Origin of the sequence: Pseudomonas sp. B21128 (assembly GCF_044218865.1) — a bacterium.
GTDB lineage: Bacteria > Pseudomonadota > Gammaproteobacteria > Pseudomonadales > Pseudomonadaceae > Aquipseudomonas > Aquipseudomonas iridis.
The window spans coordinates 3718863-3732901 of sequence record NZ_CP162590.1 but is presented as its reverse complement, the minus strand read 5'-3'; the positions used below and the strand labels follow the sequence as shown (position 1 = coordinate 3732901).

Below are 14039 nucleotides of genomic sequence, written 5' to 3'. Positions count from 1 at the left end.
CTGTAGACGCCTTCAAGCTTCAAGGAGACGCTCCTAAGCCTGTGAAACTGTCCGCTTCTGGCCGATCACAGCCATTCGTAACAGGCAACAATCAGCCAAGCACTCATGATGCCGTGCGGTAAACATCAAAAATCCAGTGTGCTCGCGATGAGGTCAGCGCTTCCATTGATGTTGGCTGACACTACGCCATCGCGAGCAGACTCGCTCCCACAGGGGGGATTGGTGTTTGGGGAATTGCGCTCCGCCGACATGGGGCGGCATTTTCCGACGTTTCACCCATTGCTGCCGTCGATAGCCCCCATCGCGCCAATGGCGTTCTAATACAAAACCTCGGCGTAGCATCTCGTCGATGCTCGTCTGCGGTAGCCGAAAGGGGGGTTCAGCGTATCAGCGTCTGATCAACTGCAGAGTGAGCGGACACAGCTGAACGCCCCCTAACCTCATAACAGTGCTGAGCCGCGTTTACATTCGAGGCTTTCACCCAAGCCACGGATCATCTCCATCAATGCCTTCACCCGCAGCGGCAAGTTTCCGGCCGGGTATACCGCGTGCATCTGTGGGCTCTCGCCGCTGCTGGAGGTGAGTTTGTACTCAGGACAAACCCGGCACAGGCGCCCCGCTTCCACTTCGGGCTCCGCCATCCAATCCGCCAAGCGGGCGATCCCGACGCCTGCCAGGGCTGCCTGGAATACCGCCAGACCGGAGCTGAAACGAAATTTGGGGTGAACCCGAAAGCTGATGGCCTGCTCCTCACTGCGAACATTCCACTCCTTGAGAATCCGTGGCGCCGTGTGCAGGATCAGCGAATGCGACTCCAGTGCCTCGATGGAGTCGGGCATGCCGTTGCGCTCCAGGTACTCGGGGCTGGCATACAGATAACGTGAGTAACTCCAGAGCGCAAAGCCGATCAATTCGCTGGATTGTGGAAACGCGCCGCGAATCGAGAAGTCCAGCTTGCTCTTGGCCGGATCGATGATCTCATCGGTGAAAATCACATCGATTTTTACGTCTGGATAACGCTCGCAGTATTGCGCGATCAACCGGGGCAATACCCCGTTTGCGAGATACTCGGGGGCGGAAAAACGGATCCAGCCGGAGGCCAGACCGCTGAGACCGGCCAGGTCTTCATCCACCTCACGTTGCAGATCGAGCATTTTGTACGCGTGGGGCAATAAGCATTCACCCGCTTCGGTCAAGCTCACGGCATTGGACGAGCGATTGAACAACTTGAGCCCGACACTTTCCTCCAGGGCCTGAACGGCGCGGGTCAGTGCGCTGGGGGAGCGCCCCAGGGTCCGTGCCGCGGCGACGAAGCTGCGCTTGCGAGCCACGGTCGCGAAGGCTTCAAGTTCCCCCAACATATTCAATGCCACTCTCCACCTCATTGCGTTTTTCACAACGCGGCATTGCAACACAAAAAAGTCCCTTCCGTTAACCTTCCCGCTCAACCCACAAGGATTGGGCAAACAGGAGCGCACGGACGTGTCGAAGCTGGATAAAGAAATCGGGAAAGCCGCAGCTTGTGTTGATGAAGTCATTCATGAATGGCTGGAAAAACAATCGGTGACTTCGATCCGACGGGAGATACCGCAAATTCATCTGTCGCTCGAAGAACAACGCACACTTCAGGCCGGTCTGGCATTACTGGACGTGACCGATAGCGCCTCGGGTATCCGCCACATGCCGGTCCTGGGGCCGTTGCTGGAAAGTGTCCTGTGCACCGAAAAAATCCAGCAGCTACGCAATTTTCCACAGTCCCGTGAAGTGGCGATGATCGTCAGGGGGCTGCCGCTGGACCCGCAACTGCCCGCCACGCCCTATGACCTGGAGCCGGGTATCGAGAACTTGTCGACTCTGGCCGGAGCTATTTTGTCCGTGCTGCAAACGCTGCAAACCCGTCCGCTGGCGTACGAGGGTGAAAGCAGCGACACCGTGTTCCGCCACGTATCGCCCAAGCAAAAGCGAGAAACCGAAAGAAGCTCCTATGGCTCGCGCGCGGATCTGGACATGCATGTCGACAACCCTCACCTGCCTTTGACCTGCGAACCGGTCTCGCAGTTGTCGGCCTGTCCGGAGTACCTGTCCCTGACCGGCCTGCGCTGCGAGCTCGACGTGCCGACGCGCATCGTCGCCATTGACGAGGTGCTGGCCATTCTGCCGACCTGGGTCGAAGAAGAATTGTCACGACCGAAATTCACCGTTCGCCGGCCGGCCTCCTTCGGCAAACAGGGCAATGTGCTGGAAAACGTCCCCTTGCTGTACAGAAGCGCAACCGATGGCCTGTATTGCCGCTACAACAAAGCGAGTGTCGAAACGACCTGCGCCAATGCGCAGTTCGCCCTCCAACTGTTCGCCGCCGCTGCCAATCATCCTGATGTCGTGCACCACATACTGCTGCAACCGGGCGACATGCTGATCTTCAAGAACCAGCAAACCCTGCATGCCCGGGATGGTTTTACACCCCGCTACGACGGCCGTGATCGCTGGATGTTGCGCGTCTTCGGGGTCAATGATCCGGCACGCGTGATGCCGCTGGACCCTCATCAACCCTATATAGTCAGAGCCTGATTCATGGTCGATATTGTCATCCTTTGCGTGTTCGCCTTCGCCGCCGGCCTGATCGATGCGGCGGTGGGCGGCGGCGGACTGATCCAGATTCCCGCGCTATTCAACGTGCTGCCCACCGCTCAACCGGCGGCGCTGCTGGGTACCAATAAGGTCGCGGCCGCCTGCGGCACCGCATTCGCGGCCCGGTCCTTCGTGCGCAAAGTGGTGATCGACTGGGGGCTTGTAATCCCCGCCGCCTGCGCGGCTTTTGTCATGGCCTTCTTCGGAGCGGCCACGGTGTCGTTCGTACCCCAGTCGATGATCCGGCCGGCGGTGCTGGTGTTGATCGTACTGATGGCGATCTACACCTTCTGGAAAAAGGATTTCGGCGCCCTGCACAAACCCATGCACATCGGTACCAAGGAAAAACTGCTGGCGATCGTCATCGGCGGTGCTATCGGTTTCTACGATGGTCTGTTCGGTCCCGGCACTGGCAGCTTCCTGATCTTCCTGTTTATCCGTTGCTTCGCCTTCGACTTTCTTCATGCCTCGGCATCGGCCAAGCTGGTGAACATCGCGACCAACGTAGCGGCACTGATGTTCTTCATTCCGACGGGTAACGTGCTCTACCTGATCGCAATCCCCATGGCGGCATTCAACATCCTGGGCGCGCTCACCGGCACCTGGCTGGCGGTTCATAAAGGCGTGCCCTTTGTCCGGGCTCTGTTCCTGGTGTTGCTGGTGATTCTGATCAGCAAACTGTCCTACGACCTGTTCCTGTAAACCAGAGGAAAACTACATGCATCCCATGTTCGATCGCCTCGTGGCACTACTCGATGCCCGCTCAGCCTCCTACCGGGTGTTGATGCACGATGCCGAGGGCCAGTCGGCGCGCGTCGCCGAAATCCGTGGCACCGAGCCCGGCCAAGGCGCGAAGGCCATGCTTTGCTCCCTCAAGGGTCAGGCCGAACCCTATGCACTGGTGATACTGCCGGGCGACCAGAAGCTGGACATGAAGAAAGTCGGAGCGGCCCTGGGCGGGAAAAAAGCCGAACTGGTGAAGGCCGAAACCGCCATGGAACTGACCGGGTGCCGGATCGGCGCCATCCCTCCTTTTGTTTTCGATGAGCGGATTCAATTGATCGTCGATCCAGCCTTGACCACACGCTACGCTGAAATAGCCTTCAACGCGGGGCGGCTGGATGCGTCGATGGTGCTCGATACGAAAGATTATCTGGCGATTGCCATGCCTCGATTGCTGGATATCAGCCAGGCTTGAGCAGATGTTTTCAGGGACGGATTTATTTTCATTTATTAAAAAACGGATCTTGAAAATAAATCAGTCTGCTGGGCGGCAGCCATCAAGCGGCTATTCGGGGCCGACAGCAATCGGGCAATAGTCGCCATTCACGAAAGGCTCCTTTCGACGCATGGCAGCGTGATGCTTAGCTTCATTGATCCACCGCTTACCAACTTCCGTAAGGAATGCCGTACTTCTCGATGTAGCGCTTAGCTTTTTCACTCACGGGATAAGCGTAGCGATCACCGTGCTTACCCTGTTGTGGGCCGAGTGGTTCGATTTCTCCCTGGGCACTCGAAACTTTCACTGGGCTATGGCAAGAGTCTCTGACCCATGCTTGTAGCACCCCTCCAGGCGCCAAACCCACGTAGAGCGATGCCATGTATCGCGCAGTTCTTTCGGGAGTTTTCGGGCAGCGCTGATGGGTTGATCTCACCATCAATTGCCTGGCTTCTTCTGGGATTTCTATGAATCCCTTGTAGGTTTTTTGCTCTGATATGGACTGCCAGCGGACGAAGATGAGTTTTGGAAGATCAGCGCCGGTCACTGGTATCCCGGATCCAGTTACCGCCCCCCAGCCCCGGGCAGATTCAGTGGTGAGTTTCGGCTCTCCGCTGGCGGCAGTGGCCTTACCAGCTCTGAAAAACATCCTGTTATTGATATCCAGAACAGAGCTGTCCTCTACCCAGACTTTCATATAGTTCGGTTCAACGAACACTAATTCCCACCAAGGATATTTTGGATCATTTTCGCCGGTTTCACGGCCCCCGATTTGGCAGCCCGACACCAGTAAACCACCCAGCAGAGCAATCACTGCTTTCATCACTAAAGCGTCCATTCAGGTACGTGTCACGACTACCAACTTCCGTATGGAATGCCGAATTTCTCAATATAGCGTTTGGACTTTTCACTAACCGGATACGCGTATCGCCCTTGGTTTTTGCCTTGGCTTGGTCCCAATGGCTCGATCTCGGCTTGAGCGCGTGCGACTTTGACCGGGTGATTACATGAGTCTCGAACCCAAACCTGCACGACACCACCGGGGGCCAGTCCCAGATACACCGAGGCCATATACCTTGCTTCCTGTTCAGGCGTCTGCGGGCAACGTTGATTAACGGATGACACCATCAGTTGCCTGGCCTGCTCTGGAATATCTACCCATGCCTGCCAAGTTTTTCGTTCAACGATTGATTGCCAGCGAACCCAGATACGAGCAGGTAAATCTGCACCTATTACTTTCCTTCCGCTACCACCTACTCCACCCGTCCACCCCCGGGCAGAGTCGGTGCCGTCTTCAGGCTCTCCCCCTGCAGCGGTTCCGCCGCCAGTTTTGAAAAAAACCTGGCCAGTAATGTCTTGAACAGAACTGTTCTCTACCCAGACTTTCATGTAGTCCGGCTCAATAAATGCCAACTCCCACCATCCAGATTTCGGATCGCTTTTTGCTGAAAGTGGATCAGCAGACTGGCAACCGGTGATGAATAGCGCGCATAGCAGGACGAAAAGTAATTTCATTACCAGAGCTTCCAATCAGCTACGTGAGGGTGTTGGACGCGAATCGAATCCGCCGTTGGGGCATTGATGTAAACGGCGCGAACACCACTACCGTCTCTTCGGCCGAGAGGATGATTCCAGTTTGCGGACATGTGAATGTACTTCAGTTTCAGCATCTGGTCTTCTTGCAATGACGTGACGTAGTTACCTGCAAGAAATCGATCACACAGGTCCTGAAGCTCTGACGGAACTGCCAATTCAGGCGTATCTGGAATGTCGTTGAACCGAACACCCTTCTCTTTTGCCAATTGGTGCATCACTCGTAGATATACCCTGGAGAGCATGCCACTCACAGGACGTTTGAGCTGCACTGCGGCGTAAACTCGTTTTTTACGTGGGCCGAGCCGATCTTGGTGATCTGTTGGCAGGAAAAGCGCATCGGGGGTGACGATCTCCAACATTTCATCTGGCCAACCTTTGGCGACCCACTGACTTTTCACAACTACAGCATCACGGTAGATCGACGTGGTGGAAATATCGGTGAACTGCGAGACCTCAAGCGTCTGCATTGGGCTGATGAGCACGCACTCTTGAACCTCGTCCTGGTAACCACCGCCAATGTCAGAATGAACGCCGGGAAGAGTGATTTCCAAGTGATCGGCCTTAACTCGACTCAAAGCAAAGTTGGCCCGGTATTCGTCGCGAGCAGAGAGTTGAATGACATCTGTGAAAAAACGACGATCAAGATACAACTTGATGCCCGTAGCGATGGGGCTTTTGATATCGCCCCCATTTGACCAACCAGCAATCGACGGGACAGTGTCGAACAGGCCAATAAAGCCCATGTTGATGCTGCCATGGTATTGGTCAATGAATGTTCGGCTGAAGGCTGTGGTGTGACTTCGCAAAACATCCCCCAGCGGACCTTGCTTTCCTCGTACGACTTCATTGGCAAAGTGTCGAGCTGCAGCGGCACCTCGGCTAAAACCAAATGTGTCAAACGTCAGAGAGGTGATTTCACTATTGGGATGGTTGTCCAACACATCCTTGATACGCAGTTTGATTTCTGTAAACGAATGCTGAACTCGCCCGGCAACGCCGGTTTCTCCTCGGCCGGTGCCTGCACCAAGCGTACTGTCTTGCTTGCCTGATTCCGTACCGATTCCCTCGACATAGATCATGCGGAAGGCTTGTTTCTGCAAGCTGTCCCCTTCGCTTTTTTGAGGTGCAAAGTACAGCTCACTTAGCTTGTATACGTTACTGGTGTCGTTGGCGTAGCTACTATCAGGATCGCCCATATAAGGCTGACAGCTCGCAGGAATATCCTTCGGCGCAATCGGATGCTGCGCACCACACAGCAACCCAGCTGCCGTGTTGTTCGCATTATTTCCAGTGCCATCAAAGAACACACCAATCCGCAACGCGATGCCGATTTTCTCAGGCTCGGGCGCGGGTTCTTTCCCGTGTTTTTCGTATTCAGCCCAACGCTGGGCGTGGATATCGACGGGTTTGGCTTCTTCGTAGCGATAATTTTTCGGGGGGTTGGGGACGTAGCCGCTCAATCCTTGATTCCTTGCTCTGATCCTTGAGAACGGCCCGAAGGGTGACAGCCGAGGCCTGGGGGCGCAAGGCGTGGCCGTATGCCAGCGCGGTTGAGACAGTGTGATGTGACGAGGGTTTCCCCTCGTCTTGGCGGAGGGCTATTTCGTGATTACGACGTTATCCAGCGCTTGGTTTACGGCCAGTTCGCCAAGCATTACGACCTGCGCGATTCCCAATGCAGTTTTGCGGTGGGAGATGTCCAGCATGGCGGCGAAGTTGTTGAGCATTTCGCTGGCCGAACCGAGGGTTTCGCTGGCGTTGGCTAGCAGGGATTCGGTGTCGTATTTCGGGTTGGCGAAGTACATGCGGTCAGGCTCGTTGGTGCTGGCCATGATTTGGTCGGCAGGCTTGAGGTAGTGGTCGAGGGCGCGTTCGGCGGCTTCGTGAAATTTCTTGGAATCGGGGGATTCGTAGGGGGATGTGGGGTCGGTTTCTGGCGGGTTGGGTGTTGGTTTGAACATGGTGAAACTCCTGATTTTTCAATAGGAGCTACCAACATCACTTGCAGATGATGGGTGGCAGCTATGCGCGGGTCTGCAAGACCGGGAAACCAGGCACCCGGCAGACCCGAGGGTCTCCCGCACAAAGCCGCCATTGAGCGGACACAAATGAGTGTCCCTTGGCAGGGCTATGCGACTGGTTTCGGCGAGCTTGCAGACCCGATCACTGATGAGCAGTGACGGGAATCAAGTTACGGGGGGAGTTCCAGACGCACAAGCCGGCGGATTCTGGCTTAGTCGTAGCCGATGGCGCAAGACGTTGTAGGGCTTGGGTCGTTACTGGAGGCTTCGTTTAAACAGCACCGGAATTGTCTGTTTATTTTGGTCTGGGATTCAGGTGGTGATTGGGATGGCGTCATCGCTGGCAAGCCAGCTCCCACGGAGTTTCGGCTGATTTGGGATTTTTGGTGATTAGGCTGGCGTCTTCGCGAGCAAGCTCGCTCCCACAGGGTTTTGGGGTTGGTTTTGAATTTTTGGTGACTGGGCTGGCGCCATCGCTGGCAAGCCAGCTCCCACAGGGGTTTCGGCTGGTTTTGGATTTTTGGTGATTGGGCTGGCGTCTTCGCGAGCAAGCTCGCTCCCACAGGGTTTTGGGGTTGGTTTGGGGGTTTTGGTGACTGGGCTGGCGTCATCGCTGGCAAGCCAGCTCCCACAGGGGTTTCGGCTGGTTTTGGATTTTTGGTGATTGGGCTCGCGTCTTTGCGAGCAGGCTCGCTCCCACAGGTTTGGGGGCTGTTCAGGTTCGGTGGCGTTTCATTTGGATCAGGGCTGATCGTCCGCCATCCGGCGCCGGGCGTTCTTCGATGCCGAACGGGACGAAGCCGAGTTTCGGGTAGAGCAGCAGGCCGGCGGTGTTTTGGTTGAAGCAGGAGATCTGCACCTCCTCGGCTTGATACTTTTCGAACGCCAGTGCAGTCATGGTCGTGACGATGAATCCAGCCACGCCTTGACCGCGAGCACTCGGCGCGACGATGACGTTGCCGATGCAGCAGATGCCGTTGTGTTCGGCGCGGTAGAAATTGGCGAAGCCGACGACTACTCCATCAGCCTCGAAAACCGTGGAGTCGAAGCGTTGGCTGATCGCGGTGTGCAACTGTTCTTCCGTCAGCGGGTAGTTGGCTTTCGGGAACATGAAGAACAGTTCCTGAATGCCCTGCGCAAAGCTGCAGATAGTTTTGACATCTTCGGCCAGTACGGGCCGGTGGGTGAAGTTCATCGCTGCCCTGCCCTCACTTTTTGCCATTGGCCAAATGATGCGCGACCAGCGGGTTCGCGTGGCCGTGGCCCGATAGAGAAGACATACGGCGCCGGGCCTTTCACTTTGTTGTCTCCGCTCATGCTAAACGCTCCGTGGGCCGCGACGGAGGGTCGGCGGACGCTCCTTGTCGGCAAGGCCTAAGCGTGGACGCGAAATGCGGATCCGGCAACTGCCCCACGCGACCGGACGCCGCAAAACCCTGTGGGAGCGAGCTTGCTCGCGAAGGCGTCGTGTCAGTCAGCAGTGATGTTGACTGGATAGACGCTTTCGCGAGCAAGCTCGCTCCCACAGGGTTTGTGGTTGGAGTAGATCAGCGTGAACCTGTACGCCCCGGCAGCATGCGCACCAGCGTGTTATCGCGCACCCAATAATGGTGAAACAACCCCGCCAACGCATGCAGGCCGATCAGCCAGTAGCCGGTGCTGCCGATCAGTTCGTGCCAGTACTTCAGGCGTTTGGCGAAGTCCGGGTCGATGGCGACCGGGGCCGGTACGTGGAAGCCGAAGTACGGGAACGGTTTGTCGCCGGCGGCGAGCATCAGCCAGGCGAGGATCGGGGTGGCGATCATCAGGCCGTAGAGGGCCAGGTGCGTGAGGTGCGCAAGGCCGGTTTGCCACGCAGGGGGTTTGGGGGTGATCGGTGGACGCGGGGTCAGGCGACCGAGCAGGCGGATCCATACCAGGGCGAAGATGCTGGCGCCGAACAGGCCGTGAAAGCCCATCAGCAGGCCGCGCGCCTCGCTGCCCTTGGGCATGTAGCCCTTGATTTCGACGCACGCGTAGACGCCGACGAACAGCGCCAGCATCAGCCAGTGCATCGTGATTGAAAGTTTTCCATAACGGTTTACGGCGTTGTCGCGGGTCATAAGTAGCGCCTCGTGATTGTCGTGAGTGACGGTCGATGCGCTCGACGGTCACGTTCCTTGGGCCGGGCGAACCGACGGTGTGAGCCTGCCCGGCCAGTCTTAAGACAGTCTGAAGATCGGCTCACAGGTTAACCTTTTTTTACCTTCAGACTTCGTTAAGAAATGGCTTGGATACTCCTCTCAAACCTATTGAGGGAGGCGTTCTGCCCATGCCCGATTTCGACTGGAACATCCCCCTGCCCCTGCACTTCGGCCAAGCCGAAACGCCGCAGATGACGCTGACCAATGCCTTGCCGGATGACGGGCAACGGTCGGCCTTCGAAACGTTTATTCAGCAGCGATTTCGCAAAGCCCACGGCGCTGACATCCGCCATTTCATGCCCGAGCTGTTCGGCATGCACAACGCCGTGGGTGAGCTGAGTGCGGTGGCCGGTGTCCGTCGCGCCCATCTGGAGCCGCTGTTTCTTGAGCGCTACCTGGATGAACCGATCGAACCGCTGATCAGCGCGGCGGCGGATCGCCCGGTGACGCGCAACGGCATTGTCGAAGTCGGCAACCTGGCCGCCAGCGACACCGGCAGTGCGCGCCTGAGCATCATCGCCATCACCTATTTACTGGCCATGGGCGGTCTGGAGTGGGTGACGTTCACCGGCAATATCGGCTTGGTCAACAGCTTCCATCGTCTCGGCCTGAATCCAGTGACATTGTGCGCCGCAGACCCGGAGCGGCTGGGTGACGAGCGTCAACATTGGGGCAGTTATTACGAGAGTAAACCCTGGGTTCACGTCGGCAATATCCGCGCCGGGTTTATCCATTTGCGCAATATCGGACTGTTCAACCGGCTGGGATTGCCGACTTCGATTGAAGGAGCTTTCCATGTCGCTTGAATTGCAACGCTTTCAGGAAACCCTGCGCAGCCATGCCGGGCGCAATGACAACGCGGTCGCGCTGTGGGGCGATACGCTGAAAATCGATTACACGACCCTCTACGCCGAGGTGCTGTATCGCCAGGAGCGTTTGCGCGATGAACACGTGCAAGTCGTCGCATTGGTGCTGGATAACGGCGTCGACGCGATGCTCTGGGATTTGGCGGTGCTGTTCGAAGGCCTGACCTGTGTGACGCTGCCGCCGTTTTTCAGCCCGGCACAACGCGCCCATTGTCTGGAGCTGAGTCAGGCTGAACGGGTGATTGCCGAGCCAGAGCTGGAGGCCGAGTTGCTCAGCGCCGGTTATGTGAAGAACGGTGAGTTCTGGTGCCGCACATTCAGCGGGCCGAGCCGCATGCCCGCCGGCACCGCCAAACTGACCTTCACTTCCGGCACCACCGGCACGCCTAAAGGGGTATGCCTGAGCGCCGACAGCTTACTGCGGGTTGCACGCGAGCTGGATCAGGCGAGCGAACCGACCGGTCCGGCGCATCATCTGGCGCTGTTACCGCTGGCGATCCTGCTGGAAAACCTCGGTTGTTATGCGGCGCTGTATGCCGGTGCGATGTTGAGCCTGCCGAGCCAGAAAACCCTCGGCATTCAGGGCGCCAGCGGCGTCGATGTGCCGCGCCTGCTGGGCTACCTGGCCAGCCGTGCACCGGAGAGCCTGATTCTGGTGCCGCAGCTGTTGCTGATGCTGGTCAGCGCCGCCGAGCAAAAAGCCTTCGATCCACAAAAACTGCGTTTTGCCGCCGTCGGCGGCGCGCGGGTTTCCGAGGATCTGCTGCACCGTGCGCAACGTGTCGGCCTGCCGGTTTATGAAGGTTATGGCTTGTCCGAATGTGCGTCGGTGGTGTGCCTCAATCGCCCCGGTGCCCGGCGCCCAGGCAGCGTCGGCAGGCCCCTGCCGCATGTCGAAGTGCGGCTGGCCGAGGACGGCGAAGTGCTGATCAAGGGTTCGCCACTGCTGGGTTACCTGGGGGATGCGCCGTATGCCGAAGAATGGTGGCCGAGCGGCGATCTGGGTGAGTTCGACCCGGAAGGTTTTCTCTTTCTCAAGGGGCGCAAGAAGCATCAGTTCGTCACCAGTTTCGGGCGCAACGTCAACCCGGAATGGGTCGAGTCGGAGCTGACCCAGCGCCGCCACATCGACCAGGCCTTCGTCTACGGCGAAGCGATGCCGCACAACCACGCCCTGCTCTGGCCGCATCGCGCCGATTGCAGCGACGCTGATCTGGCCGCGGCCGTCGCCGAAGCCAACGAAGCCTTGCCCGATTACGCCCAGGTACATCGCTGGACACGTCTAGCGCAACCCTTCACCGCCGCCAATGGCCTGCTCACCGCCAATGGCCGCCCGCGCCGCGAAGCCATCGTCGCGCATTACCACACCCAATTAACCGAATCCGTTATCTGCGAGGCATCCGCATCATGAGTTTTTTCGACACCCTGCAAGAAGCCACACAACACGAACGCCACGAGCTGTTCAACCTGCCGATCATCGTTGATGCGCTGAAAGGCAAGGTCAGCCTTGAGAGCTATCGGGAATTTCTCGCCCAGGCCTATTACCACGTGCGCCACACGGTGCCGTTAATGATGGCTTGCGGCGCACGTTTGCCGACACGCCTGGAGTGGCTGCGCAAAGCGGTGTGCGAGTACATCGAAGAAGAATACGGCCACGAACAGTGGGTGCTCAACGATATTGCCGCGTGTGGCGGTGACCGTGATGCGGTGCGCGATGGTCAGCCGTCGCTGTCGATCGAGTTGATGGTCAGTTTTCTGTACGACCTGATCGCCCGGGGCAATCCGGTGGGGCTGTTCGGCATGGTCAATGTGCTTGAAGGCACCAGCATTGCCCTGGCCACCCACGCGGCGGGCAGCATTCGCGAGCGGCTGGCGTTGCCGGAAACGGCGTTCAGCTACCTCAGTTCCCACGGTTCGCTGGACATCGAGCACATGCAGACCTATCGCCGCCTGATGAACCAGCTCGAGGACCCGCAAGACCAGGCCGCCGTGATCCACGCCTCGAAAGTCGTGTATCGCCTGTACACCGATATGTTCCGTGGCTTGCCGCGTGAAGTGCAGGCTCAACATGCAGCTGCATGAAGCGCGTGTTGTCCTGACCGGCGCCAGTGGCGGCATCGGCCTGGCCATCGCCAGTGCCTTGTGCGCCGCCGGTGCGCGGGTGCTGGCCGTGGCCCGGCATCAAGAAGCGCTGCTGCCGTTGCTTGAGCGTTATCCGCAAAATCTGTATTGGGTCGGCGCCGACCTGACCTTCCTTAGCGACCGGCACAAAGTGCTGGTCGCCGCCGAAGCCATCGGCGGCATCAACCTGTTGATCAATGCGGCCGGGATCAACCACTTCGCCATGCTCGAACAGCTGGACGACAGCGACATCAACGCCATGCTGGCGGTGAATGTCAGTGCGCCGATCTGCCTGACCAAACTGCTGTTACCGCTGCTCAAGCAGGCGGACAGCGCCATGGTGGTCAATGTTGGCTCCACCTATGGCTCGATCGGCTATGCCGGTTACGCCAGTTACTGCGCGAGCAAGTTTGCCTTGCGCGGTTTCTCCGAAGCGCTGCGCCGGGAGCTGGCTGACACGCGGGTCAGCGTTCTTTACGTCGCGCCGCGTGCCACCCGCACGTCGATGAACAGCACGGCCGCCCAAGCCTTGAACGATGCACTCAAGGCCAACGTCGACGATCCGCAAACCGTGGCGTCGGCGGTGATCCACGCCATCGCCGGCGATCGCCGCGATGTGTATCTGGGGTGGCCGGAGCGGTTCTTCGTCCGCCTGAACAATTTATTACCGCATCTGGTGGATCGTGGCCTGCGCAAGCAGTTGCCGCTGATCCGACGTTTCAGCGAAAAAACCGACAACGAGACTCTCAAACCATGAAAAAAGCCTTCGCTTGCCTGCTGCTCGCTGCCCTCAGCCAATCCGTCTGGGCGCTGGACGCCGCCGATCAACAACGCCTTGCCGGGATCCAGCAGAGCTGGGCGCACATCCAATATGAAGTCGCGGAAAAACAGCGCGCCGCCGCCTTCGAAGAGCTTTCAACCGAGGCCACTGCCTTTGCCACGCAACGCCCCGCCGCGGCCGAAGCGTGGATCTGGAAGGGCATCGTCACCAGCAGTTGGGCCGGCGCCGAAGGTGGACTCGGCGCCTTGGGCAAAGCCAAGGACGCCAAGGCTGACCTGGAAAAATCCTTGACCCTCGATCCCAAAGCCTTGAATGGCTCGGCTTACACCAGCCTCGCCGCGCTGTACGACCGGGTGCCGGGCTGGCCGATCGGTTTTGGTGACAGCGACAAGGCCGAGCAGTTGCTCAAGCAGGCGTTGCAACTGAACCCCAACGGCATCGACAGCCTGTACTTCTGGGGGGATCACCTCTACCGTGAAAAACGCTACGCTGAAGCCAAGGCAGCGCTGCAAAAAGCCCTGCAAGCCGCACCGCGCCCAGGGCGCGAAAGCGCCGACGCCGGGCGCCGCAAAGAGATCGCCGCCCTGCTGGTGGACGTCAACAAGAAACTCGACTGACAGGAGT

Annotated in this window: 15 protein-coding genes; 8 read left to right on the top strand and 7 right to left on the bottom strand. The window is 58.3% G+C overall.

The genetic code is table 11. The features are described from left to right. Positions 1 to 440 precede the first annotated feature (440 nt). On the bottom strand, positions 441 to 1373 hold the full coding sequence (locus AB4P91_RS16615; protein WP_395603222.1) for a LysR substrate-binding domain-containing protein: 933 nt from the start codon (positions 1371 to 1373) through the stop codon (positions 441 to 443). A 109-nt stretch (positions 1374 to 1482) separates the two neighbouring features. Here AB4P91_RS16615 and AB4P91_RS16610 point away from each other — a divergent pair, with 109 nt between their 5' ends. The 3 genes from AB4P91_RS16610 to AB4P91_RS16600 are packed head-to-tail and all read left to right on the top strand — an operon-like array spanning position 1483 to position 3826. Further along, positions 1483 to 2568 (top strand): TauD/TfdA family dioxygenase, encoded by a 1086-nt coding sequence (locus AB4P91_RS16610; RefSeq protein WP_395603221.1) that lies wholly within the window; start codon positions 1483 to 1485, stop codon positions 2566 to 2568. A gap of 3 nt (positions 2569 to 2571) precedes the next feature. Next, complete coding sequence (locus tag AB4P91_RS16605) at positions 2572 to 3330, top strand: TSUP family transporter (protein WP_047301774.1); 759 nt, start codon at positions 2572 to 2574, stop codon at positions 3328 to 3330. A gap of 16 nt (positions 3331 to 3346) precedes the next feature. Further along, complete coding sequence (locus AB4P91_RS16600; RefSeq protein ID WP_150602826.1) at positions 3347 to 3826, top strand: YbaK/prolyl-tRNA synthetase associated domain-containing protein; 480 nt, start codon at positions 3347 to 3349, stop codon at positions 3824 to 3826. A gap of 187 nt (positions 3827 to 4013) precedes the next feature. Here the strand turns inward: AB4P91_RS16600 and AB4P91_RS16595 are convergent, their stop codons facing one another. The 6 genes from AB4P91_RS16595 to AB4P91_RS16570 all read right to left on the bottom strand — a co-directional run bounded on the left by AB4P91_RS16595 (position 4014) and on the right by AB4P91_RS16570 (position 9566). Next, a complete protein-coding gene (locus AB4P91_RS16595) occupies positions 4014 to 4670 on the bottom strand; it encodes a DUF2931 family protein (protein ID WP_395603220.1) in 657 nt (218 codons plus the stop codon). Between the two features lie 32 nt (positions 4671 to 4702). Further along, positions 4703 to 5362 (bottom strand): DUF2931 family protein, encoded by a 660-nt coding sequence (locus AB4P91_RS16590; protein ID WP_150597971.1) that lies wholly within the window; start codon positions 5360 to 5362, stop codon positions 4703 to 4705. Further along, positions 5362 to 6903 (bottom strand): DUF2235 domain-containing protein, encoded by a 1542-nt coding sequence (locus tag AB4P91_RS16585; protein WP_150592204.1) that lies wholly within the window; start codon positions 6901 to 6903, stop codon positions 5362 to 5364. The genes AB4P91_RS16590 and AB4P91_RS16585 overlap by 1 nt, the downstream gene beginning before the upstream one ends. Before the next feature lie 138 nt (positions 6904 to 7041). Beyond that, the gene (locus tag AB4P91_RS16580; RefSeq protein ID WP_395603219.1) at positions 7042 to 7404 is read right to left on the bottom strand and encodes a DUF6124 family protein; all 363 of its coding nucleotides are present in this window, start codon (positions 7402 to 7404) and stop codon (positions 7042 to 7044) included. A gap of 775 nt (positions 7405 to 8179) precedes the next feature. Beyond that, positions 8180 to 8659 (bottom strand): GNAT family N-acetyltransferase, encoded by a 480-nt coding sequence (locus AB4P91_RS16575; RefSeq protein ID WP_150597969.1) that lies wholly within the window; start codon positions 8657 to 8659, stop codon positions 8180 to 8182. A gap of 352 nt (positions 8660 to 9011) precedes the next feature. Continuing rightward, the gene (locus AB4P91_RS16570; RefSeq protein WP_150592208.1) at positions 9012 to 9566 is read right to left on the bottom strand and encodes a cytochrome b; all 555 of its coding nucleotides are present in this window, start codon (positions 9564 to 9566) and stop codon (positions 9012 to 9014) included. 209 nt (positions 9567 to 9775) lie between these two features. Between AB4P91_RS16570 and AB4P91_RS16565 the strand changes: the two genes are divergently transcribed. The 5 genes from AB4P91_RS16565 to AB4P91_RS16545 are packed head-to-tail and all read left to right on the top strand — an operon-like array spanning position 9776 to position 14032. Then, a complete protein-coding gene (locus tag AB4P91_RS16565) occupies positions 9776 to 10453 on the top strand; it encodes a thermostable hemolysin (RefSeq protein ID WP_150592209.1) in 678 nt (225 codons plus the stop codon). After that, positions 10443 to 11924, top strand: coding sequence for an AMP-binding protein (locus tag AB4P91_RS16560; RefSeq protein ID WP_395603218.1), 1482 nt, complete (start codon positions 10443 to 10445; stop codon positions 11922 to 11924). Before AB4P91_RS16565 ends, AB4P91_RS16560 begins: the two co-directional genes overlap by 11 nt. After that, entirely contained in the window at positions 11921 to 12595 is a 675-nt protein-coding gene (locus tag AB4P91_RS16555) for a TenA family transcriptional regulator (protein ID WP_395603217.1), read from the top strand. Before AB4P91_RS16560 ends, AB4P91_RS16555 begins: the two co-directional genes overlap by 4 nt. After that, complete coding sequence (locus AB4P91_RS16550; RefSeq protein ID WP_150592212.1) at positions 12582 to 13391, top strand: SDR family oxidoreductase; 810 nt, start codon at positions 12582 to 12584, stop codon at positions 13389 to 13391. The genes AB4P91_RS16555 and AB4P91_RS16550 overlap by 14 nt, the downstream gene beginning before the upstream one ends. Beyond that, entirely contained in the window at positions 13388 to 14032 is a 645-nt protein-coding gene (locus tag AB4P91_RS16545; RefSeq protein WP_150687089.1) for a tetratricopeptide repeat protein, read from the top strand. The genes AB4P91_RS16550 and AB4P91_RS16545 overlap by 4 nt, the downstream gene beginning before the upstream one ends. Positions 14033 to 14039: the final 7 nt, after the last annotated feature.

Bases quoted from the DNA above. Each gene is read 5' to 3' on its own strand.
- AB4P91_RS16590 (WP_150597971.1), bottom strand. From the start codon at position 5,362: ATGAAATTACTTTTCGTCCTGCTATGCGCGCTATTCATCACCGGTTGC.
- AB4P91_RS16605 (WP_047301774.1), top strand. From the start codon at position 2,572: ATGGTCGATATTGTCATCCTTTGCGTGTTCGCCTTCGCCGCCGGCCTG.
- AB4P91_RS16580 (WP_395603219.1), bottom strand. From the start codon at position 7,404: ATGTTCAAACCAACACCCAACCCGCCAGAAACCGACCCCACATCCCCC.
- AB4P91_RS16545 (WP_150687089.1), top strand. From the start codon at position 13,388: ATGAAAAAAGCCTTCGCTTGCCTGCTGCTCGCTGCCCTCAGCCAATCC.
- AB4P91_RS16570 (WP_150592208.1), bottom strand. From the start codon at position 9,566: ATGACCCGCGACAACGCCGTAAACCGTTATGGAAAACTTTCAATCACG.
- AB4P91_RS16595 (WP_395603220.1), bottom strand. From the start codon at position 4,670: ATGAAAGCAGTGATTGCTCTGCTGGGTGGTTTACTGGTGTCGGGCTGC.
- AB4P91_RS16550 (WP_150592212.1), top strand. From the start codon at position 12,582: ATGCAGCTGCATGAAGCGCGTGTTGTCCTGACCGGCGCCAGTGGCGGC.
- AB4P91_RS16575 (WP_150597969.1), bottom strand. From the start codon at position 8,659: ATGAACTTCACCCACCGGCCCGTACTGGCCGAAGATGTCAAAACTATC.
- AB4P91_RS16600 (WP_150602826.1), top strand. From the start codon at position 3,347: ATGCATCCCATGTTCGATCGCCTCGTGGCACTACTCGATGCCCGCTCA.
- AB4P91_RS16565 (WP_150592209.1), top strand. From the start codon at position 9,776: ATGCCCGATTTCGACTGGAACATCCCCCTGCCCCTGCACTTCGGCCAA.
- AB4P91_RS16560 (WP_395603218.1), top strand. From the start codon at position 10,443: ATGTCGCTTGAATTGCAACGCTTTCAGGAAACCCTGCGCAGCCATGCC.
- AB4P91_RS16555 (WP_395603217.1), top strand. From the start codon at position 11,921: ATGAGTTTTTTCGACACCCTGCAAGAAGCCACACAACACGAACGCCAC.